At 58.7% G+C, this 19882-nt stretch carries 21 protein-coding genes; 5 read left to right on the forward strand and 16 right to left on the reverse strand.

Annotated features, from left to right (window positions below):
* Window positions 1-25: 25 nt before the first annotated feature.
* From trpB to accD, 3 genes are all read left to right on the forward strand, one after another.
* Window positions 26-1309, forward strand: a complete 1284-nt coding sequence (gene trpB, locus B9Z45_RS11200; protein ID WP_108407308.1) for a tryptophan synthase subunit beta — start codon at window positions 26-28, stop codon at window positions 1307-1309.
* A 10-nt stretch (window positions 1310-1319) separates the two neighbouring features.
* Entirely contained in the window at window positions 1320-2129 is an 810-nt protein-coding gene (gene trpA / locus B9Z45_RS11205) for a tryptophan synthase subunit alpha (RefSeq protein ID WP_108407309.1), read from the forward strand.
* Window positions 2130-2228: 99 nt separating this feature from the next.
* On the forward strand, window positions 2229-3101 hold the full coding sequence (accD, locus tag B9Z45_RS11210) for an acetyl-CoA carboxylase, carboxyltransferase subunit beta (protein WP_108407310.1): 873 nt from the start codon (window positions 2229-2231) through the stop codon (window positions 3099-3101).
* Window positions 3102-3171: 70 nt separating this feature from the next.
* On the opposite strand, the gene B9Z45_RS11215 is transcribed toward accD, so the two are convergent.
* On the reverse strand, window positions 3172-3720 hold the full coding sequence (locus tag B9Z45_RS11215; protein WP_108407311.1) for a YggT family protein: 549 nt from the start codon (window positions 3718-3720) through the stop codon (window positions 3172-3174).
* A 31-nt stretch (window positions 3721-3751) separates the two neighbouring features.
* Between B9Z45_RS11215 and B9Z45_RS11220 the strand changes: the two genes are divergently transcribed.
* Together B9Z45_RS11220 and lysS are read left to right on the forward strand one after the other, a co-directional pair.
* Entirely contained in the window at window positions 3752-4435 is a 684-nt protein-coding gene (locus tag B9Z45_RS11220; protein WP_108407312.1) for an LON peptidase substrate-binding domain-containing protein, read from the forward strand.
* 82 nt (window positions 4436-4517) lie between these two features.
* On the forward strand, window positions 4518-6077 hold the full coding sequence (lysS, locus tag B9Z45_RS11225; RefSeq protein ID WP_108407313.1) for a lysine--tRNA ligase: 1560 nt from the start codon (window positions 4518-4520) through the stop codon (window positions 6075-6077).
* 59 nt (window positions 6078-6136) lie between these two features.
* Here lysS and B9Z45_RS11230 read toward each other — a convergent pair whose 3' ends face one another.
* From B9Z45_RS11230 to fabD, 15 genes are all read right to left on the reverse strand, one after another.
* On the reverse strand, window positions 6137-6436 hold the full coding sequence (locus B9Z45_RS11230) for a hypothetical protein (protein ID WP_108407314.1): 300 nt from the start codon (window positions 6434-6436) through the stop codon (window positions 6137-6139).
* Window positions 6437-6454: 18 nt separating this feature from the next.
* Entirely contained in the window at window positions 6455-7540 is a 1086-nt protein-coding gene (nagZ, locus tag B9Z45_RS11235; RefSeq protein ID WP_108407315.1) for a beta-N-acetylhexosaminidase, read from the reverse strand.
* Window positions 7541-7576: 36 nt separating this feature from the next.
* Window positions 7577-8002: a holo-ACP synthase gene (acpS, locus tag B9Z45_RS11240; RefSeq protein WP_108407316.1), complete on the reverse strand. Its 426-nt coding sequence runs from the start codon at window positions 8000-8002 to the stop codon at window positions 7577-7579.
* A gap of 13 nt (window positions 8003-8015) precedes the next feature.
* Window positions 8016-8765: a pyridoxine 5'-phosphate synthase gene (locus B9Z45_RS11245; RefSeq protein ID WP_370445834.1), complete on the reverse strand. Its 750-nt coding sequence runs from the start codon at window positions 8763-8765 to the stop codon at window positions 8016-8018.
* 8 nt (window positions 8766-8773) lie between these two features.
* Window positions 8774-9523, reverse strand: coding sequence for a DNA repair protein RecO (recO, locus tag B9Z45_RS11250; RefSeq protein WP_108407318.1), 750 nt, complete (start codon window positions 9521-9523; stop codon window positions 8774-8776).
* A 12-nt stretch (window positions 9524-9535) separates the two neighbouring features.
* On the reverse strand, window positions 9536-10588 hold the full coding sequence (era, locus tag B9Z45_RS11255) for a GTPase Era (protein WP_108407319.1): 1053 nt from the start codon (window positions 10586-10588) through the stop codon (window positions 9536-9538).
* Complete coding sequence (gene rnc, locus B9Z45_RS11260; RefSeq protein ID WP_370445835.1) at window positions 10585-11277, reverse strand: ribonuclease III; 693 nt, start codon at window positions 11275-11277, stop codon at window positions 10585-10587. Before rnc ends, era begins: the two co-directional genes overlap by 4 nt.
* A 7-nt stretch (window positions 11278-11284) precedes the next feature.
* The gene (lepB, locus tag B9Z45_RS11265) at window positions 11285-12250 is read right to left on the reverse strand and encodes a signal peptidase I (protein WP_108407320.1); all 966 of its coding nucleotides are present in this window, start codon (window positions 12248-12250) and stop codon (window positions 11285-11287) included.
* A complete protein-coding gene (lepA, locus tag B9Z45_RS11270; protein WP_108407321.1) occupies window positions 12250-14058 on the reverse strand; it encodes a translation elongation factor 4 in 1809 nt (602 codons plus the stop codon). Before lepA ends, lepB begins: the two co-directional genes overlap by 1 nt.
* Window positions 14059-14555: 497 nt before the next feature.
* Window positions 14556-16010: a DegQ family serine endoprotease gene (locus B9Z45_RS11275; protein ID WP_108407322.1), complete on the reverse strand. Its 1455-nt coding sequence runs from the start codon at window positions 16008-16010 to the stop codon at window positions 14556-14558.
* A 97-nt stretch (window positions 16011-16107) separates the two neighbouring features.
* Window positions 16108-16605: a hypothetical protein gene (locus tag B9Z45_RS11280; RefSeq protein ID WP_108407323.1), complete on the reverse strand. Its 498-nt coding sequence runs from the start codon at window positions 16603-16605 to the stop codon at window positions 16108-16110.
* A 14-nt stretch (window positions 16606-16619) separates the two neighbouring features.
* A complete protein-coding gene (gene fabF / locus B9Z45_RS11285) occupies window positions 16620-17864 on the reverse strand; it encodes a beta-ketoacyl-ACP synthase II (RefSeq protein ID WP_108407324.1) in 1245 nt (414 codons plus the stop codon).
* Between the two features lie 6 nt (window positions 17865-17870).
* The gene (gene acpP, locus B9Z45_RS11290) at window positions 17871-18107 is read right to left on the reverse strand and encodes an acyl carrier protein (protein ID WP_019427049.1); all 237 of its coding nucleotides are present in this window, start codon (window positions 18105-18107) and stop codon (window positions 17871-17873) included.
* 62 nt (window positions 18108-18169) lie between these two features.
* Window positions 18170-18925 carry a 3-oxoacyl-ACP reductase FabG gene (gene fabG / locus B9Z45_RS11295; RefSeq protein WP_108407325.1) on the reverse strand — a complete coding sequence of 252 codons (756 nt, stop codon included), beginning with the start codon at window positions 18923-18925 and terminating at the stop codon, window positions 18170-18172.
* Window positions 18922-19872 carry an ACP S-malonyltransferase gene (fabD, locus tag B9Z45_RS11300; RefSeq protein WP_108407326.1) on the reverse strand — a complete coding sequence of 317 codons (951 nt, stop codon included), beginning with the start codon at window positions 19870-19872 and terminating at the stop codon, window positions 18922-18924. Before fabD ends, fabG begins: the two co-directional genes overlap by 4 nt.
* Window positions 19873-19882 lie beyond the last annotated feature (10 nt).

Here is a 19882-nt window from a genome sequence, read left to right on the forward strand (position 1 = left end):
GGATTCAATTCCGCCAATACACGCCATGTTCGACTACCAACAACCCGACGCCAAGGGCCATTTCGGCATTTACGGTGGCAGTTTCGTCAGCGAAACCCTGACCCACGCCATCAATGAGCTGAAGGCCACTTACGCCAAATACCAGCACGACCCGGAATTCATCGCCGAATTCAAGTCAGAGCTGGCGCATTTTGTGGGCCGTCCTTCACCGATTTATCACGCTGCCCGCATGAGCCGTGAAATGGGTGGTGCGCAAATTTTTCTCAAGCGCGAAGACCTGAACCACACCGGCGCGCACAAGATCAACAACACCATTGGCCAGGCCATGCTCGCCAAGCGCATGGGCAAGCCCCGTGTGATCGCCGAAACCGGTGCGGGCCAGCACGGCGTGGCCACGGCCACCATCTGCGCCCGTTATGGACTCGAATGCGTGGTCTACATGGGCGCTGAAGACGTGAAACGCCAAAGCCCCAATGTCTACCGCATGAAGCTGCTTGGCGCGACCGTGGTGCCGGTGGAGTCAGGCAGCAAGACTCTCAAAGACGCTCTCAACGAAGCCATGCGCGACTGGGTCGCCAACGTGGACAACACTTTCTACATCATCGGCACCGTGGCCGGCCCCCACCCCTACCCCATGATGGTGCGCGATTTTCAGAGCGTGATCGGCGAGGAATGCCTCACGCAAATGCCTGAAATGCTGCACAGCCTGAAGATGGCCGAAGAACAGCCGGATGCCGTCATCGCTTGCGTGGGCGGCGGCAGCAATGCCATGGGCATCTTCCACCCTTACATCCCTTTCGAAAAAACGCGGCTGATCGGCGTGGAAGCGGCTGGCGAGGGCATGGACACGGGCAAACACTCCGCCTCACTGCAAATGGGAACACCCGGCGTGCTGCACGGCAACCGCACCTATATTTTGCAAGACGACAACGGCCAGATCACCGAAACGCACAGCGTGAGCGCTGGGCTGGACTACCCTGGTGTCGGCCCTGAACATGCCTTCCTGAAAGACATTGGTCGCGCCGAGTACGTGGGCATCACCGACAAGGAAGCGCTCGAAGCCTTTCATTACCTGTGCCGCACCGAGGGCATCATTCCCGCCCTGGAATCCAGCCACGCCGTGGCCTACGCCATGAAGCTGGCCAAGACCATGCGCCCCGACCAGTCCATTTTGGTCAACCTGTCCGGACGCGGCGACAAGGACATTGGCACCGTGGCCGATTTGTCCAATGCCGACTTCTACTGCCGACCCAGTTGCCAGGGCCAGTCGGTCAAGGGCGCTGAGCAGCCTGTGAATTTCGTGAAGTGAGGGTCCATCAATGAGCCGTATCGATGCCACCCTTGCCGAGCTGAAATCACAAGGCCGAAAAGCCCTGATCCCTTATGTGACGGCGGGCTTTCCGCAAGCCGGCACCACCGTGCCCTTGATGCACGCCATGGCGCAGGCTGGGGCCGACATCATTGAGCTGGGGGTGCCCTTTTCAGACCCTTCGGCCGATGGCCCGGTCATCCAGAAAGCCGGCGACAAAGCGTTGGCCCTGGGCATTGGCACCGTTCAGGTGCTGGCCATGGTGCGCGAATTCCGCCAGACCAACAGCACGACACCCGTGGTGTTGATGGGTTACGCCAACCCTGTGGAACGCTACGACCAGAAACACGGCACCGACAGCTTCATCCGCGATGCCGCGGCAGCCGGTGTCGATGGCGTGCTGATCGTGGACTACCCGCCTGAGGAGTGCGTGGCGTTTGCCGCCAAACTCCGCGAGCACAGCATGGACCTGATCTTTTTGCTGGCCCCGACCTCCACCGACGAGCGCATGCAGCAAGTGGCCCAGGTGGCCAGCGGCTATGTTTATTACGTGTCCCTCAAGGGCGTTACAGGCTCCGGCACACTGGACACAGATGCAGTCGAAGCCATGCTTCCGCGCATCCGCCAGCATGTGCACATCCCGGTGGGCGTGGGCTTTGGCATTCGCGATGCTGCAACGGCCCAGGCCATCAGCAAAGTGGCCGATGCGGTGGTGATGGGCAGCCGTTTGATCCAGCTCATCGATGCGGCACCGGCCGACCAGGTCAATGCCGTGGCCGCTGATTTTTTGAGCGGCATTCGCCAAGCTCTGGATGCATGAACTGAAAAGGCCAGCGCCCATGCTTGTTCTGGCCACCTTTATTGGTGCAATGACCCTTTCGTCGTTTCAACGATAATCCGCCGTTGAAGGAGAACCCTCATGAGTTGGCTAGAAAAACTGCTTCCCCCCAAGATCCAGCACACCGATCCGGCCGACCGCCGCTCGGTTCCAGAAGGCTTGTGGGTCAAATGCCCCAGCTGCGAGACCGTGTTGTACAAGACCGATCTCGAAGAAAACCAAAATGTCTGCCCCGGCTGCGCGCACCATCTGCGCATCGGTGCTCGCGCTCGCCTGAATGGCTTCCTGGATGGCGAAGGTCGCTACGAAATCGGTCAGGAAGTCGTGCCCGTGGACGCCCTGAAGTTCAAGGACAGCCGCAAATACCCCGAGCGCCTGAAGGAAGCCATGAACAACACGGGCGAAACAGACGCCCTGGTCGTCATGGGGGGTGCGGTGCACAGCATCCCCTTGGTGGTGGCCTGCTTCGAGTTTGACTTCATGGGCGGCTCCATGGGCTCCGTTGTAGGGGAACGCTTTGTGCGTGGCGTCGAAACAGCCATCGAACAAAAAGTGCCTTTTGTTTGCTTCACAGCCACCGGCGGCGCCCGCATGCAGGAAGGCCTGCTGTCACTCATGCAGATGGCCAAGACCAATGCCGCACTGACCCGCCTGGCCAAAAAGGGCCTGCCCTACATCAGCGTACTGACCGACCCGACCATGGGAGGCGTTTCAGCAGGGTTTGCCTTCCTGGGCGACGTGGTCATGGCAGAGCCCAAAGCCCTGATCGGTTTTGCGGGTCCCCGCGTGATTGAAAGCACCGTGCGCGTGACCTTGCCCGAAGGCTTTCAGCGCGCAGAGTTTCTGCAAACCAAGGGCGCGGTGGATCTGATTTGTGACCGGCGTGAACTGCGCAAAACCATCGCCAGCACCCTGGCTATGCTGCAGCGCCAGCCCGCCGATGCGGTGAGCTGATTTTTCCCTCTGACCACCCATGAAAAAGGCCCTCTTCGGAGGGCCTTTTTCATGGTGACATCTTGCAGCTTCAATGCGTCCAGCCCATTTGCAGCCCCGACATCAGCATGCCCAAGATCTGCAAGACCAGCAGCAGCGCCAAGGGTGACAGATCGACCCCGCCAATCGAGGGAATCACGCGCTGAAACGGGCGCAAAAAAGGCTCGCAAAGCCGGCTTGTAAGAGCGTACATGGGCGAGCCTGGGTTGACCCAGGACATGACCGCCAAGACCAGTACCAAGGCGCTCAGCGCGGAGACCACCAACTGGCCCAAGCCCACCAGACTGACCAGCGGCAACAGGACCCATGACCCCTGCCCACCCGCCACGAGCAAGAGCAACGAATACTGCACCAGCTTGATCAGGAATGCACCGACCAGACTGGACAGATCCCAGGCAGACCATGGGGGTATGGCACGTCGCAACGGCAACAACAACCAGTCGGTCACGGCAAAAACAAACTGCCCCAGAGGCTGATGGAATGAAATGCGTTGCCATTGCATCAAAAAGCGCAACAGACAGGTGCCCGCGATCAAGCCCGCCACCACCTCCAACACCATACTGACCATCTGATACACCATTGAATTCTCCTTATCGTGCGATGATACCCAGATGCCTGAAAACGACGATCCTTTTCCTCCTGCACAGACGGAATTACCTCTGTTTCCGCTGGGCACCGTGCTTTTCACCGGGGCCTTGCTGCCCTTGCAATTGTTCGAGCTGCGCTACTTGCAAATGATTGGCGAATGTGAGCGCCTGGGGACCGGGTTTGGCGTGGTGACGCTGACCCAAGGCCGTGAAGTTCATCGCCCCGGTGATGCGGTCGAGCAATTTGAGCCCATTGGAACCCGGGTGGCGATTGAGCGCATCGAGCGGCCCCGTCCCGGTGTGGTGCTGGTGTGGTGCCGAGGCCTTGGACGTTTTCGCATTCTCGGCAAACACCAACGCAGCGACGGTCTGTGGCTCGGACAGGTTGAAGACTTGCTTGTTGAGCCAGTCTTGCCTGTACCCGAGCATTTGCAGTATTTGGCCTCGCAGATCCAGTCGGCACTGGACACCTTGAGCGCGCAAGACAGCGTGGTGCCCCACTGGCCTCAGCCATGGGCCTTGAACGACTGCGCCTGGTTGTCTGACCGCTGGTGCGAACTGCTGCCCCTGCCTCTGGCCATGAAATACCGACTTTTCACGCTGCAAGAGCCCCTGATGCGCCTGGAATTGGTGGGCGATATGGTGGAATCGGCGCCTTCGGCCACTTCTGGCGGCAATGAGGGCCAGAAACCGCCCGCAAACTCTTAAAATAAAAGGCTTTGCGCGTTCGCGCCCCTTTACAACCCCGGATCGGGCGGCCCACCGAGCCCGACCCCAACAGCACCTCGCCATGTCTGACACGACTGCCTCTGCCTCTGCCGCGCAAACCCCTGCGCCCCAGGATGAAAACCAACTGATCGCAGAGCGCCGCGAAAAGCTCAAAGCCATGCGCCAGGCGCAGACTGAGGGCAAAGGCGTGGCCTTTCCCAACGACTTCAAGCCCGATCACCACGCCGCCAATCTGCACCAGGCCCATGGCGAAAAAACCGCTGAAACCCTGAACGGCGAAGGCGTGGCCAAAACCCCCGCCAAAGTGGCTGGCCGCATGATGCTCAAGCGTGTGATGGGCAAGGCCAGCTTTGCCACACTGCAAGATGTCACAGGACGCATCCAGGTTTATGTCACCCGCGACGATGTGGGCGAAGACCTGTATGCCTTGTTCAAACACTGGGATCTGGGCGACATCGTGGGTGTCGAGGGCCATTTGTTCAAAACCCGCACTGGCGAGTTGTCGATCCATGCCACCTCGATCCGCATGCTGACCAAGAGCCTGAGGCCGATGCCCGACAAATTCCACGGTGTGGCCGACCAGGAAGTGAAGTACCGCCAGCGCTACGTGGACCTGATGACCGACGAAACCGCACGCAAGCGCTTCATGGCCCGCAGCAAAGCCGTCAGTGGCATCCGTGAGTTCATGGTCAAGCACGGCTTCCTGGAAGTCGAAACGCCCATGCTGCACCCGATTCCCGGTGGTGCCAACGCCAAGCCCTTTGTGACTCACCACAATGCGCTGGAACAAGAAATGTTTTTGCGCATTGCCCCTGAGCTGTACCTCAAGCGTTTGCTGGTGGGGGGGTTTGAACGCGTGTTCGAGATCAACCGAAACTTTCGCAACGAAGGCATCTCGGTGCGCCACAACCCCGAGTTCACCATGATGGAGTTCTACGCGGCTTACTGGAATTACCAGGACCTGATGACCTTCACGGAAAGCCTGATCCGTGACGCCGCCATGATTGCCGCAGGCACGCTCGACCTGAGCTACAACGGCAAACCGGTAGACCTGAACAAGCCTTTCACGCGCTTGACCATCCGCGAGGCCATCCTCAAACACACCGAGGCGGGTGAAAACGTGGACAACGCCGAGTGGCTGCGCAATGCGCTGAAAAAGCTGGGCATGAGCGAAGCCAAGGACAAACTGTCCACCCGCAGCCTGGCCAGTCTGCAGGTGTTTTATTTCGAGGAAACCGTGGAAGACAAGCTCTGGGAGCCGACCTTCATCATGGAGCACCCTACCGAAATTTCACCCCTGGCGCGCGCCAACGACACACGGCCTGAAGTGACCGAGCGCTTTGAGCTCTACATCACCGGACGCGAGTTCGGCAACGGCTTCAGTGAATTGAACGACGCCGAAGACCAGGCCGCCCGCTTCCATGCCCAGGTGGCCGCCAAGGACGATGGCGACGACGAAGCCATGTACTACGACCACGATTTTGTGCGTGCGCTCGAATACGGCATGCCGCCCGCAGGTGGCTGTGGCATCGGCATTGACCGCCTGATGATGCTGCTGACCGACAGCCCCAGCATCCGCGACGTGATCTTGTTCCCGGCGCTGCGCCATATTCAAGGCTGAGCAACGCACAGCACCCACAAAAAACCCGGCCATTGCCGGGTTTTTTCTGGCTTGCGGCTTCAGCCCTGTTGCCGGGGCGGCAAACGGGGCGGGTCTTCCACCACCTCGCGCACTTCAACGTCGACGATGTCATCCTGGCGCGGCGGCTCGAAACCGGACTCAAAGCCTGGCCGGGCGCCCCAGCGTGCGCCCTTGCGCAGCGCACTGAACTGCTGCCAGACCAGCACCACTTGGGGCTTGCGTCCGGTCAGCAGCCAGCGAAGGGTGGCAAACACGGTGTACAGGCCCAGAGCGCCCAGCAGCACGGCCAGAAAGACAAGCCCCAGCAGGCCCATGACAATGCGTGCAAACCAGTTCATTCGTGGGTCCTGTTCAGTTCAAGGCAGGCGGTCGAGTGCCTGCATATAGTCGCTTGAGCGCACCAACTCGTCCCAGGGACGGGCGGGGGATCGGGGCAAGAGGTTCAAACGGCGCTCTTCGCTGATTTCGCTGGGCATCCAGTGTCCCTTGAGCTGGGCCTCTGCCAAGGCATCGAGTACTTCGTCCAGTTCAGTCCCGTCATTCACGGCAGAGCGGTTGCACAAAAGCGCCAGGTCACACCCGGCCTCCAAGGCGGTGATCACGGCTTCGGCGTAACTGAGCGTGCGCCCGTCCATTTGGCGCGCAGCGGCCATCGACAAGTCGTCGGTGAAAACCACGCCCTGAAAGCCCAGTTGTCTGCGCAGGATGTCCTGCAGCCATCGTGGCGAGAACCCCGCTGGGCGGCTGTCCACCTTGCTGTAGATGACATGGGCGGGCATGACGGCTGTGAGCACGCTGCCCAGCCAACGGTAGGGCTGCGCGTCGTCGGCCAAGATGGTTTTGAGGCCACGTTTGTCCACGGGCAGCGCCACATGCGAATCGGCCTTGACGGCGCCATGCCCGGGGAAATGCTTGCCGCAGTTGCCCATGCCCGCTTGCAGCAAGCCGTGCATCAGGCTGCGCGCCAAAAGACTGACCACGCGCGGGTCGCGGGCGAAGGCGCGGTCACCAATGACACCACTCTCGCCATGATCGAGGTCCAACACCGGTGTGAAGCTGAAATCCACCCCGCAAGCACGCAACTCGCTGCCCAGCACAAAGCCGGCTGACGTGGCTGCCTCACAGGCCTTGAGCACACCCGAACCGGGCTGGCCTTGGGCATCTTGTGCCCAGAGTTCGCCCAGGGCGCGCATGGGTGGCAAGTGGGTGAAGCCATCGGTGCGAAAACGCTGCACGCGGCCACCTTCATGGTCCACAGCGATCAACAGATCAGCGCGGATGCTTTTGACCTCGGCACACAAGTCGGTCAGTTGGGCGCGATTTTGCCAGTTGCGGCCAAACAAAATCATGCCGCCTGTCAAGGGATGGGCCAGGCGGCGGCGGTCATCGGCATTCAGAGAGATGCCTTCAATGTCCAGAATCAGGGGGGCGTGAATGCTCATGTTATTTCTCTACAGTTCGGGGTGAACAACAACAAATCAAGGGTTGGGGCTGGTTTGCACAGGGAGCGGCGCCCTGGTTTCGACGACACAAAAACTCGCCGCATATTCGCTCTCGTCGGTGACGGTGATGTGGGCACTGAGATTTTTGGCTTCAAACCATTTTTTCAGTTCACCATGCAGGACGATCACGGGCTGGCCGCTGGGCAGTTTGCCAATTTCGCACAGGCGCCAGGTCATGGGCATGCGCATACCCAGTCCAATGGCTTTGCTGAAGGCCTCCTTGGCCGAAAAGCGGGTGGCCAGGTAACGCACGCCACGCTCGGGCCAGCGCGCACTGCGGGATTTCCAGTTGGCCATTTCGCCATCACTCAAGACTTTGGCCGCAAAGCGTTCACCATGCCGATCCAGACTGGCCCGGATACGGCGGATGTCGCAAATATCGGTGCCAATGCCGTAGATCATGCGGGCGCCTTCATCAAGGGGCCAGAGCGTTCAAATACGCTTTGACTGTCGCAGCGTAGCCCGTCTCGAGGGCATCGGCCATGAAGGCGTGGCCGATCGAGACTTCCTGCAGGCCCTTGACGGCGGCCACAAAGGCGGGCAAGTTGTCGAGGTTCAGGTCGTGTCCGGCGTTCACGCCCAAGCCGGCCTGCACGGCTGCTGCTGCGGCATCGGCATAGCGCTGCAACTGGATCGCATTTTCTGGCGCCCCCCAAGTGGCCGCATACGGCTCGGTGTAAAGCTCCACCCGGTCGGCACCGACAGCGCGGACTGCGGCCATTTGCTCTGGGATCGGGTCCATGAACAGGCTCACACGGACGCCCAGGCTTTTGCATTCGGCAATCAAGGGCTTCAGACGCTCAGCGTCTTTGGGGAAAGTCCAGCCGTGGTCGCTGGTGAACTGGCCTTCGCTGTCGGGCACAAAGGTCACCTGGTGTGGGCGCACTGCGCGCACGTGGTCCATCAGGTTGTGAAAGGGGTTGCCTTCGATGTTGAACTCGCGCTCAGGCCAGGCTTTCATCAGGGCATGCAACTGCGGCACATCGCTGGCGCGGATGTGGCGCTCATCAGGGCGCGGATGGATGGTGATGCCGTGGGCACCCGCTTGCAGGCACAGCTCGGCGGCGCGGATCACGGTGGGAATGCCCAAGTGCCGTGAATTGCGCAACAGCGCGACTTTGTTAACGTTGACCGAAAGGGCAACACGTTGGGAAGATGTGGGCATGAGGGTGTTCATAAGGTTTGCAAGTCCAGCATCATTTGTCGGGTGCGCAGGGCACCCACACCACAATGGTAGTTGAGCAACAGGCGCAAGGGGCGTTGCAGCTGAACCAGAAGATCGGCACATTCACTCAGCAAGGCTGCCAGCGGCTTGGGGGCAGCCAGCGCAGCTTGCAGCGACTGCCATTGCTCGCCTCGCAAGGCATTGCGCGTGTCGTCATTCACCCATTGCAGTCCCGCCTCAGGCAGCAAAACATAACAGTCGTTGGCAGACAAGGGCTTGACGGTCAGGGTCTGCAGATCCAATGCAGGCAGCAAGCCCATCTCTTTGAGCAACAGCAGTTCAAACCCCCGCAAAGCCCATTGCAAGGCATCAGGGTCGCCACTGGCCAGCAAGCGCACTGCAGCTGCGTACACATCAAACACCTGCGGGTGGGGATCGTCTCGCGCCGTCAGACGCATCAGCAACTCGTTGAGGTAGTAACCCGACAACAGTGCCTCGCCCGTGGGCATGACATGCCCACCCACCCACTCAGCGGACTTGAGGGTGCGAATGTCACCATCGCCACCAAATGCCAGTGACAGGGGTTGCAATGGCAGCAGCACGGGGCGAAAGCTGGAAGTCGGCCGTTTCGCCCCCTTGGCCACCAACGCCACCCGACCATGGTGGCGGGTGAACACCTCCAAAATCAGGCTGGTCTCACTCCAGTCGTAGCGGTGCAGCACATAGGCTGGCTCGTCAGCAATCCGCTTGGTGGCCATTGGCGCTGAAAGTTACTCGTACCCGAAGCTGCGCACACGCGCTTCGTCATCGGCCCAACCCGAGCGGACTTTGACCCACAGTTCAATGAACACCTTGGCGTCCAGCAACTTTTCCAGCTCCATGCGTGTCTCGGTGCCAATACGCTTGAGCTTCTCACCCTTGTCACCAATCACCATGGCTTTGTGGCCTTCACGCTCGACCACGATGGTTGCCGCAATGCGCAGCATGCGTTTGGCCGTGCGGCCCGGTTCTTCCTCGAACTTGTCGATCACCACGGTGGAGGTGTAGGGCAACTCATCGCCGGTCAAACGGAACAATTTTTCGCGCACCATCTCACTGGCCAGAAACTTCTCGCTGCGGTCGGTCAATTCGTCTTCGGCGTGCCACCAGGCTTGCTCGGGCAGGTATTTTTCGCAAATGCCCAGCAGGCGCTCAATGTCTTTGGGCTGCTTGGCCGACATGGGCACAAATTCATTGAAGGCGTGGCGCTCTTGCATCTCGCGCAGCCACGGTGCGATGTCGCCGCGTCGGTGCACGTTGTCCAGTTTGTTGGCCACCAGCAAGACCGGAATACCGGGTTTCAAAAGTGCCAGCACCTTGGCATCGGCCGTGGTAAAGCTGCCGGCCTCGACCACGAACAGCACCAGGTCGACGTCACTGACGGCACCCACCACGGTTTTGTTGAGTGACTTGTTGAGGGCGGTGCCATGGATGGTCTGGAACCCTGGCGTGTCCACAAAAACATACTGCGATACGCCCTGGGTGCGAATGCCCGTGATGCGGTGGCGCGTGGTTTGCGCCTTGCGCGAGGTGATGCTGATTTTCTGGCCCACCAGGGCGTTCAGCAAAGTCGACTTGCCGACGTTGGGCTTGCCCACGATGGCCACCAGGCCGCAGTGTTGACCGATCACGGGCACGGGCGCAGGTGCAGCCACAGCGGGCAAGGCGACATCTTCGGAGGCATCGCGCGGCTGAATGGTCACCCCCGCAATTTGAACGGGACGGCGCATCTGTTGCTCGGCAGCGGTGCGTTCAGGTGCAACAGGTTTTTTATCGGAACTCATGCTGGGCTTTCGGATTTCAGGATCTGCAGTAAGGCGGCTGCCGCTGCTTGTTCAGCCGCACGACGCGATGCGCCCGAGCCTTGTTGGGTTTGGCGCAATTCGGTGACCTCGCAGGAGACTTCAAATTGCTGCCGGTGCGCTGCCCCGGAGGTGGCCACCACGGTGTATTTGGGCAACGCGAACTTGCGCCCCTGAAGCCACTCTTGCAACTCGGTCTTGGGGTCTTTTCCCGCTGCCTGCATGTCGGGTTTGATGTCCACTTTTTGGAACAAACGCTCAACCAGTGCTTGCGCATCCTGGTAGCCGCCATCCAGATACACGGCGCCGATGATGGCCTCCAGTGCATCGGCCAAAATCGAGGGGCGGCTTTGGCCTCCGGAGCGCATTTCGCCTTCACCCAGGCGCATCACGGCAGACAAATCCAGCGTTTTGGCCAATTGGTGCAAAGTGTCTTGCTTGACCAGATTGGCCCGCACCCGCGACAAGTCGCCTTCAGGCAAGCTGGACAATTGGGCATAGAGCATGTGCGCCACAGACAGGTTGAGCACCGAATCACCGAGAAATTCAAGGCGCTCGTTGTGGTCCGAACTGAAGCTGCGGTGGGTGACCGCTTGCTGCAGCAAGCCAGCCTGGCGAAAGGCATAGCCCAAGCGGATTTGCAATTCGGACAATGCAGAGGAGGTCGCCACAGTCACCTCAATCAAAAGCGCCGATGCGCTTGATGTTGCCAAAGTTCATCCAAACAAAAAAGGCTTTGCCCACAATGTTGGCATCGGGCACAAAACCCCAGTAACGCGAATCGAGCGAGTTGTCGCGGTTGTCGCCCATCATGAAGTAATGCCCAGCAGGGACTTTGCAGGTCACGCCTTCAACGGTGTAATTGCAATTTTCACGACCCGCAAAGGTGTCGGCACCCGGTATGAAAGCGGGGCGTTCATCGTCCTGAATGGTTTGGTGCGGCCTGACCCCCAGCGTTTCACTGCTGTGCTTGAAATAGCGCATGGTCGACTCGTCAAAGAAATCGGGCAAGGCTTGGGTGCTCACTGGCTTGCCATTGATGCTCAGCCGCTTGTTCAGGTATGCGACCTCGTCGCCGGGCACGCCGACCACGCGTTTGATGTAGTCCACACTGGGCTTGGGCGGATAACGGAACACCATCACGTCACCGCGCTGAACGGCAGCGCCTTCAGTCAGCTTGGTGTTGGCCACAGGCAAGCGAATGCCGTAGTGGAATTTGTTCACCAAAATCAAATCCCCAATGTGGAGCGTCGGGATCATCGAACCAGAAGGGATCTTGAAGGGCTCGAATAAAAAAGAGCGCAAGATGAACACCACCACGATGACCGGGAACAGTCCTGCAGTCCAGTCCAGCCACCAAGGCTGCATCAGCAGCTTTTCACGGCTCTCCTGGAGGTTAGTGTCGACTTTTTCAATGCCCATTTTGGCCAATCCGGCGCTGCGCTGCGCTGTCTCGGCCTCCAGCCGATCCACCGCTCTTTGGCGCTGCGGCAAGAAAACAAAACGCTCAGCCAGCCAATAAATACCCGTGATGACCGTGGCCAAAAGCAAGAGCAAGGCGAAGTTGCCCTCGATGAAACCCAGGTACCAGGACCCGGCGTATCCCACAAAGGCGGCCAACATCAAAGACGTCAAGAACTGCATCAATCTTCCACCTGCAAAATGGCCAAGAACGCCTCTTGGGGCACCTCGACCGAACCAATTTGTTTCATCCGCTTTTTACCCGCTTTCTGCTTTTCAAGCAGTTTGCGTTTGCGTGAAATATCGCCACCGTAACACTTGGCCAGCACGTTCTTGCGCAAGGCCTTGATACTTTCACGGGCAATGATGTTGGCCCCAATGGCCGCCTGAATGGCCACATCGAACATCTGGCGGCTGATGATTTCGCGCATCTTGGCTACAACCGCCCTGCCGCGGTACTGGGACTGGGTGCGGTGCACGATGATGGACAGCGCATCGACCTTCTCGCCATTGAGCAAAATGTCGACCTTCACCACGTCCGATGCCCGGAACTCCTTGAACTCGTAGTCCATGGAGGCATAGCCCCGACTGACCGATTTGAGTTTGTCAAAAAAATCAAGCACGATTTCGCCCAAGGGCATTTCATAGGTCAGCATGACCTGTCGGCCGTGATAGGCCATGTTCAGTTGCACGCCACGTTTCAGGTTGGCCAGGGTCATGACGGGCCCGACATAGTCTTGTGGCATGTACAGATGCACCGTGACGATCGGCTCACGGATCTCCTGCACCTTGCCCTGGTCAGGCATTTTGGAGGGGTTCTCGACCATCACGACTTCACCATCAGGCTTCACCACTTGGTAAACCACGCTGGGGGCTGTGGTGATCAAGTCCTGGTCGAATTCGCGCTCGAGACGTTCCTGCACGATTTCCATGTGAAGCAATCCGAGGAAGCCGCAGCGAAAACCAAAGCCCAGCGCTTGCGACACTTCGGGTTCGTAATGCAGTGATGCATCGTTGAGCTTGAGTTTTTCCAGGGCATCGCGCAGGGCATCGTATTGGTTGGCTTCGGTCGGATAAAGCCCGGCAAACACCTGTGGCTGGATTTCCTTGAAACCCGGCAAAGCTTGCGTCGCAGGGCCCTGGTTGTTGGGCAGCTTCTTTTCCAGTGTCACGGTGTCGCCCACCTTGGCGGCCTGCAACTCCTTGATGCCCGCAATGATGTAACCCACCTCGCCAGCCTTGAGCGATTCGCGCGGCTGGTTGGCGGGGGTGAACACACCCAGGCTGCCCGCTTCATAGACAGCGTTGCTGGCCATCATCTTGATGCGCTCGCCTTTGAGCAACTGCCCATCGACCACGCGCACCAGCATCACCACGCCGACATAGGTATCAAACCAGCTGTCAACGATCATGGCGCGCAATGGCCCATCGGGATTGCCTTTGGGCGGGGGGATGCGGGCCACCACGGCTTCGAGAATTTCTTCAATGCCCATGCCAGTTTTGGCCGAGCACGGAATGGCGTCGGTGGCGTCAATGCCGATCACGTCCTCGATCTCGCTGCGGGCATTGTCCGGATCGGCGTTGGGCAAATCCATTTTGTTCAGAACGGGAACCACCTCGACACCCAACTCGAGTGCGGTGTAGCAATTGGCCACCGTCTGTGCCTCGACTCCCTGGCTGGCATCCACCACCAGCAAGGCGCCTTCGCATGCTGACAACGACCGCGAGACTTCGTATGAGAAGTCCACATGGCCTGGCGTGTCGATGAGATTGAGGTTGTAAACCTGTCCGTCCTTGGCTTTGTACTGAAGTGCTGCGGTTTGAGCCTTGATGGTGATGCCGCGCTCTTTCTCGATGTCCATCGAGTCCAGGACCTGGGCTTCCATGTCTCTTGCTTCAAGACCACCACACCATTGAATCAAGCGATCGGCAAGCGTGGATTTACCGTGGTCAATGTGGGCAATGATCGAAAAATTTCTGATGTGATTCATCAAACAACGTCTGCAAGTATTTGTGGATCAAGGATCCGTAAAAGAAAAAAGGGCGCGTCTGGTGGAGACGCGCCCTGAACCAACAATCTATGGCAACTGCGATAGTTGGGTCTTCATTGTAGGCAAATTGGCCCACGCGCACAGCCCCAAAAACACGTTTGGCAGGTCGTTGCTGCTTTGCAACACGGCTTTATCCACATGTTATTCACAGCAGATTTAATATCTTCCTGAACAACTTGTGGGCCATCTGTGGATCAACGGTGGACTCCTGTGTGAAATCCCGCATCGTGAACTCAGCCCTGCACTTTATGCCATCAATTGAAGGTCAAGACGCCAGATTTTATCCAAATTCATCATGGCAGCTCAGTTAAGTTAGTTGGCACAAACTTTAAAAATCTTTTCCAGAAATCAAAAACTGTTCGAAACCAGGCCCCGAAAGGCCTGAATATGCAGCCAATGACCTTCAAAAACTGTGGACTCTTGACAAGTCCAGCGGTTTATTTGGTCGGTCTGATCAGCACATACTGCGCCCCGTCACCTCTGCGAATCAGGACACTGGTCGGTCGATTTTTATCAACACGGGACATGGCCAACTCAAAGTCTTTGAGTGATGTGACTTCCGAATTGGCAACCGCCAAGATCAAATCACCTTCGCGTATACCCGCCCTGGCAGCGGCATCAGTTGCCGCATCCACCCGCACACCACCGCGCACGCGAAGTTCCTTCTTTTGGGCATCGGTCAAATCGCTGACGCTCAAACCCCAGTGCTGCCCAATGGCAGCGGGCGCGGTTTTCTCTGGGGCGGGGGCTGCAGCAGCAACTTTCTCGGCCTCAATCTCGGCCACTGTGATGTTCAAGTCTTTATTGGCGCCACGGCGAAAAACCGTGATGCCCACTTTGCTGCCTGGTTTGGTGTTTCCCACCGCACGGGGCAAGTCAGCAGGCTTGTCGATGGGCTTGCCGTCAAAGCGCGTAATGATGTCACCGGCCTCAATGCCGGCCTTGTCAGCGGGCGAGCCTTCTTCGACGCCCCGCACCAACACCCCCTGCGCCTTGCCCAGACCGATTGACTCCGCCACGTCTTTTGTCACGGGTGCAATCTGGACGCCAATGCGCCCGCGGCTGACGCGGCCACTAGCGCGCAGTTGCTCACTGACGCGCATGGCTTCGTCCATGGGAATGGCAAACGAGATGCCCATGAACCCGCCTGAACGGGAATAGATTTGGCTGTTGATGCCCACCACCTCACCGCGCATATTGATCAACGGCCCACCGGAGTTGCCAGGGTTGATCGCCACATCGGTTTGAATGAATGACAAATAATCGCCAGTGTCTCGCTGCTTGGCGCTCACAATGCCAGCCGTGACCGTGCTCTCCAGGCCAAAAGGCGACCCAATCGCCATCACCCATTCACCCACGCGCAAACGGCCCACATCGCCCACCTTGACGGCAGGCAGGCCAGTCGCCTGAATTTTGACAACAGCCACATCGGTGCGTTTGTCGGCACCCACGATGCGCGCCTTGAATTCGCGTTTGTCGGTCAGGGTCACCATGACTTCATCGGCACCTTCCACCACATGGGCGTTGGTCATGATGAAGCCGTCAGCACTCAAAATGAAGCCAGAGCCCACACCCCGTGGCTGCGCTTCTTCTTGAGGTTTGTTTTGGCGTGGTGCTTGTCTGGGCGCGTTGGGTATGGGCACGCCAAAAAACCGCCTGAAAAGCTCTTGCATTTCCTCGTCCGGTGTGGCGGCGCCCGGTGCGCTGGGACGCACTTTTTCAAGGGTCCTGATGTTGACCACCGAGGGGCCCACCTGCTCCACCAGGTCCGTGAAGTCAGGCAGACTGCGCACGACCGTGTTGGGGGTTTGTGCCATCACAGCAGCTGATGGCGTCCATGCAATTCCCGCCGCCAGGACACTGAAGAGTGTGGCCGTAGCGGCCGTTTTCATCCAACTTTTTTTCTGCACAAAAGCTCCTTATGGGGTTACGTCCCGAACTTAAATTGTTTGCATCAAATACGGGCTAATCCAGTCAGTTCAAGCCACCTCAAGCACGCTCTGCCAAAGGCTCGGCCGTGTTGTGGCTTGTCTTCGCAGGCGAATTTACAGCGCATCTAAAACCATGCCACTTTGAGGGCATCGTCACTTCCTCCAACCAGACAAAGGCCAGCAATCCGCAACGCTGCTCTTGCTCGTCCAGCATCCTGACAAATAGCAAAAGCCTGGAACCCAAGTCCAAACCCACCGTCACTTCAATGCGAAGTTCTTCGTCCTTGTTTTTACCCTCATCTGCCAACCAGCGCCAGGCCTCGCCGCTCCAGAAAAAACGTCCACCTTGCATGGCCTGCCGAGGCACCCAAACTACAGCGCCAAGCACGCAAAAGGCCCAAAAGAACCAAGCTGAGCCCACCATGGCAAACCTTGCCTGCCCAGACACTTGCCAACCAACAAGCCCCAGCGCCGAAAGCAAGGCCACGCCCATCAAGGCAGCACGGCCCCAAACAAAACGCCCCACCGGGAAAGCCGCAGGTGGGGCGTTGTACATGGCAATAACTCGCGTCAGATGCGTTTAAACACCAGCGAACCGTTGGTGCCACCAAAACCAAAATTGTTTTTCAGGGCTACGTCAATTTTCATGTCGCGTGCCGTGTTGGCACAGTAGTCCAGATCACACTCTGGGTCAGGATTGGTCAGGTTGATGGTGGGTGGAACTTTTTGCAAATGCAGCGCCAGCACAGTGAACACACTCTCAATGCCTCCCGCACCACCCAACAGGTGACCTGTCATGGATTTGGTGGAACTCACCACGGTTTTGTACGCATGCGCGCCCAAAGCCGCCTTGATGGCATTGGTTTCGTTGATGTCCCCCAATGGCGTGGAGGTGCCGTGCGCGTTCAGGTAATCGATCTGGTCGGCATTGACACCGGCATTGCGCATGGCGTTGACCATGGCCCGGCGTGGGCCGTCCATGCTGGGTGCTGTCATGTGCCCTGCGTCAGCGCTCATGCCGTAGCCTGAAAGTTCGGCATAAATCTTGGCACCCCGGGCTTTGGCGTGCTCATACTCTTCAAGGACCATTACACCTGCACCTTCTCCCAGCACAAAGCCATCACGGTCTTTGTCCCAGGGGCGGGAGGCAGCTGCAGGGTCATCGTTGCGGGTAGACAAGGCGCGCATGGCCGCAAAGCCGCCGACACCCAGCGGTGACACACAGGCTTCAGAGCCTCCAGCGACCATCACGTCCGCATCGCCGTATTCGATCAAACGACCGGCTTCGCCTATGGAGTGCAAACCTGTGGTGCAAGCAGTTACAACAGCCAGATTAGGGCCTTTGAAACCACTGCGCATCGACACATGGCCAGAGATCATGTTGATGATCGAGGCCGGTACAAAAAATGGGGAAATTCGCCGGGCACCACGGGCGATGTATTCGGCATGGGTGTCTTCGATCATTGGCAAACCGCCAATGCCTGAACCGATCACCACGCCAATGCGACAAGCTTCTTCTTCATCCAATGCATCGCCTGTTGGCAGCCCAGAATCCTGGATGGCCTGAGCTGCGGCAGCGATACCGAAATGGATGAAACGGTCCATAGCCCTGGCCTCTTTGGCGGAGATATAGGACTCGAGGTCAAAGTTCTTGACTTCACCCACGAATCGGCAAGACATGGCCGAAGCGTCAAAACGGGTGATAGGACCAATGCCGGACTGACCGGCAAGCAGGTTCGTCCATGCATCGGTCACCGTATTGCCTACGGGGCTGACGCATCCCAAACCCGTGACTACAACGCGGCGCCGGGTCATCGTCTATCAGGCCTTCTTGCTTTGGGCGTAGTCGATCGCAGCTTGCACCGTGGTGATTTTTTCTGCGTCTTCGTCAGGAATCTCGATGCCGAACTCGTCTTCGAGTGCCATCACCAGTTCCACCGTGTCGAGAGAGTCGGCACCCAGATCGGCCACAAAGGCTTTTTCGTTGGTAACTTGTGACTCTTCAACGCCGAGTTGTTCGGCAATGATTTTTTTGACACGTGCTTCGATATCGCTCATGGGGTCCCTCTGAGGGTTGTGAAAAATGAAGATTTTACCTGTCCGGAAGGCTGTTCCGGAAATCAGGCCATGAACATGCCACCATTGACATGCAATTCTTGTCCCGTGACATAGCCCGCATGCGTTCCGGCCAGATAGGCCACCGCATGGGCGATGTCGTCGGGTTTGCCCAGATGCCCCAGTGGAATCTGGCCCAACAAGGCTTTTTTCTGCTCTTCGGGCAAGCTGGCAGTCATGTCGGTTTCAATGAAACCGGGGGCCACGCAGTTGACCGTGATATTTCGGCTTCCCAGCTCGCGGGCCAGTGCACGGGTCATGCCCGCCACGCCCGCCTTGGCTGCAGCATAGTTGGCCTGCCCGGGGTTGCCCGAGGCACCCACCACGCTGGTGATGCTGATGATGCGACCATAGCGCTGCTTCATCATGGGGCGGATCACAGCACGGCTCATGCGAAACACCGCCTTGAGGTTGGTGTCGAGCACTGCATCCCAGTCGTCGTCTTTCATGCGCATGGCCAGCGTGTCGCGGGTGATGCCGGCGTTGTTGACCAGCACCTGCAGACCGCCGTGTTCCTTGACGATGGCATCGATCAGGGATTCGCCTGCGGCGGCATCGTTGACATTCAGATTCGCGCCGCGGCTGCCAGGAAAATCAGACAAAACCTGGCTGATTTTGGCGGCGCCTTCTTCACTGGTGGCGGTACCAATGACCACATAGCCGGCTTTGGCCAGATGCAGCGCAATGGCCGCGCCGATGCCGCGGGACGCGCCGGTCACCAGCGCCACTTGTTTTGCTTGGGGGGTTTGAACTTCGCTCATGCCAACAATCCTTTCACTTCAGCCAGGGTGGTGGGGTCGTACAAGGCCACACCGTTCAATTCGGCGTCAATGCGCTTGGTCATACCCGCCAACACCTTGCCGGGGCCGCATTCCACCAAAACGGTCACGCCACGGGCCTTGATGGCCTGCACGCATTCGACCCAACGCACCGGACCAAAAGCCTGGCGGTAAAGCGCATCACAGATGCGAACCGGATCGGATTCGACGGCTACATCGACGTTGTTGAGCACCGGAATTTGCGGCGCGGCCAGGCTCAGTGTGGCCAGCTTTTCCCGCAATTTTTCAGCCGCAGGCTTCATCAGGCTCGAGTGAAAGGGGGCCGACACAGGCAAGATCAGCGCACGTTTGGCGCCCATGGCCTTGAGCACTTCACAGGCTTTGTCGACTGCAGCTTTGCTGCCGGCAATCACGGTTTGGGCAGCATCGTTGAAGTTCACGGCCTCGACCACCTCTGGGCTGCCGAGGGCAAAGCTGGCTTGCGCCTCCTGGCAACCCGCAATTACTTTGGCGGATTCCAGACCCAAGATGGCCGCCATGGCACCCACGCCCACAGGGACAGCTTCTTGCATGGCTGTGGCCCGCAAGCGCACCAGCGGGGCAGCTTGCGTCAAAGTGAGCACCCCCGAAGCGACCAAGGCACTGTATTCGCCCAATGAATGGCCAGCCACCACCGAGGGCTTGGTACCCCCTTCGGCCAGCCAGGCCCGGTATGCAGCAACCGCCGACACCAACATCACGGGTTGGGTGTTGGTGGTCATGGCCAAGGCTTCTTTGGGACCATCATGAATGAGTTTGGCGACATCTTCACCCAGGGCGTCAGAGGCTTCTTTGAGGGTTTCGAGCACCACCGGGTGATCCCCCCAAGCGTCGAGCATGCCCACCGATTGGGAGCCTTGTCCAGGAAAAACAAATGCAAAGTTGGTCATATGCGGTCTG

Source organism: Limnohabitans sp. 2KL-17, assembly GCF_003063415.1.
Taxonomy (GTDB): Bacteria; Pseudomonadota; Gammaproteobacteria; order Burkholderiales; family Burkholderiaceae_C; genus Limnohabitans_A.

Coding starts and splice junctions, on each gene's coding strand:
- trpB (WP_108407308.1), top strand. CDS start 26: ATGTTCGACTACCAACAACCCGACGCCAAGGGCCATTTCGGCATTTAC.
- trpA (WP_108407309.1), top strand. CDS start 1,320: ATGAGCCGTATCGATGCCACCCTTGCCGAGCTGAAATCACAAGGCCGA.
- accD (WP_108407310.1), top strand. CDS start 2,229: ATGAGTTGGCTAGAAAAACTGCTTCCCCCCAAGATCCAGCACACCGAT.
- B9Z45_RS11215 (WP_108407311.1), bottom strand. CDS start 3,720: ATGGTGTATCAGATGGTCAGTATGGTGTTGGAGGTGGTGGCGGGCTTG.
- B9Z45_RS11220 (WP_108407312.1), top strand. CDS start 3,752: ATGCCTGAAAACGACGATCCTTTTCCTCCTGCACAGACGGAATTACCT.
- lysS (WP_108407313.1), top strand. CDS start 4,518: ATGTCTGACACGACTGCCTCTGCCTCTGCCGCGCAAACCCCTGCGCCC.
- B9Z45_RS11230 (WP_108407314.1), bottom strand. CDS start 6,436: ATGAACTGGTTTGCACGCATTGTCATGGGCCTGCTGGGGCTTGTCTTT.
- nagZ (WP_108407315.1), bottom strand. CDS start 7,540: ATGAGCATTCACGCCCCCCTGATTCTGGACATTGAAGGCATCTCTCTG.
- acpS (WP_108407316.1), bottom strand. CDS start 8,002: ATGATCTACGGCATTGGCACCGATATTTGCGACATCCGCCGTATCCGG.
- B9Z45_RS11245 (WP_370445834.1), bottom strand. CDS start 8,765: ATGCCCACATCTTCCCAACGTGTTGCCCTTTCGGTCAACGTTAACAAA.
- recO (WP_108407318.1), bottom strand. CDS start 9,523: ATGGCCACCAAGCGGATTGCTGACGAGCCAGCCTATGTGCTGCACCGC.
- era (WP_108407319.1), bottom strand. CDS start 10,588: ATGAGTTCCGATAAAAAACCTGTTGCACCTGAACGCACCGCTGCCGAG.
- lepB (WP_108407320.1), bottom strand. CDS start 12,250: ATGCAGTTCTTGACGTCTTTGATGTTGGCCGCCTTTGTGGGATACGCC.
- lepA (WP_108407321.1), bottom strand. CDS start 14,058: ATGAATCACATCAGAAATTTTTCGATCATTGCCCACATTGACCACGGT.
- B9Z45_RS11275 (WP_108407322.1), bottom strand. CDS start 16,010: ATGAAAACGGCCGCTACGGCCACACTCTTCAGTGTCCTGGCGGCGGGA.
- B9Z45_RS11280 (WP_108407323.1), bottom strand. CDS start 16,605: ATGTACAACGCCCCACCTGCGGCTTTCCCGGTGGGGCGTTTTGTTTGG.
- fabF (WP_108407324.1), bottom strand. CDS start 17,864: ATGACCCGGCGCCGCGTTGTAGTCACGGGTTTGGGATGCGTCAGCCCC.
- acpP (WP_019427049.1), bottom strand. CDS start 18,107: ATGAGCGATATCGAAGCACGTGTCAAAAAAATCATTGCCGAACAACTC.
- fabG (WP_108407325.1), bottom strand. CDS start 18,925: ATGAGCGAAGTTCAAACCCCCCAAGCAAAACAAGTGGCGCTGGTGACC.
- fabD (WP_108407326.1), bottom strand. CDS start 19,872: ATGACCAACTTTGCATTTGTTTTTCCTGGACAAGGCTCCCAATCGGTG.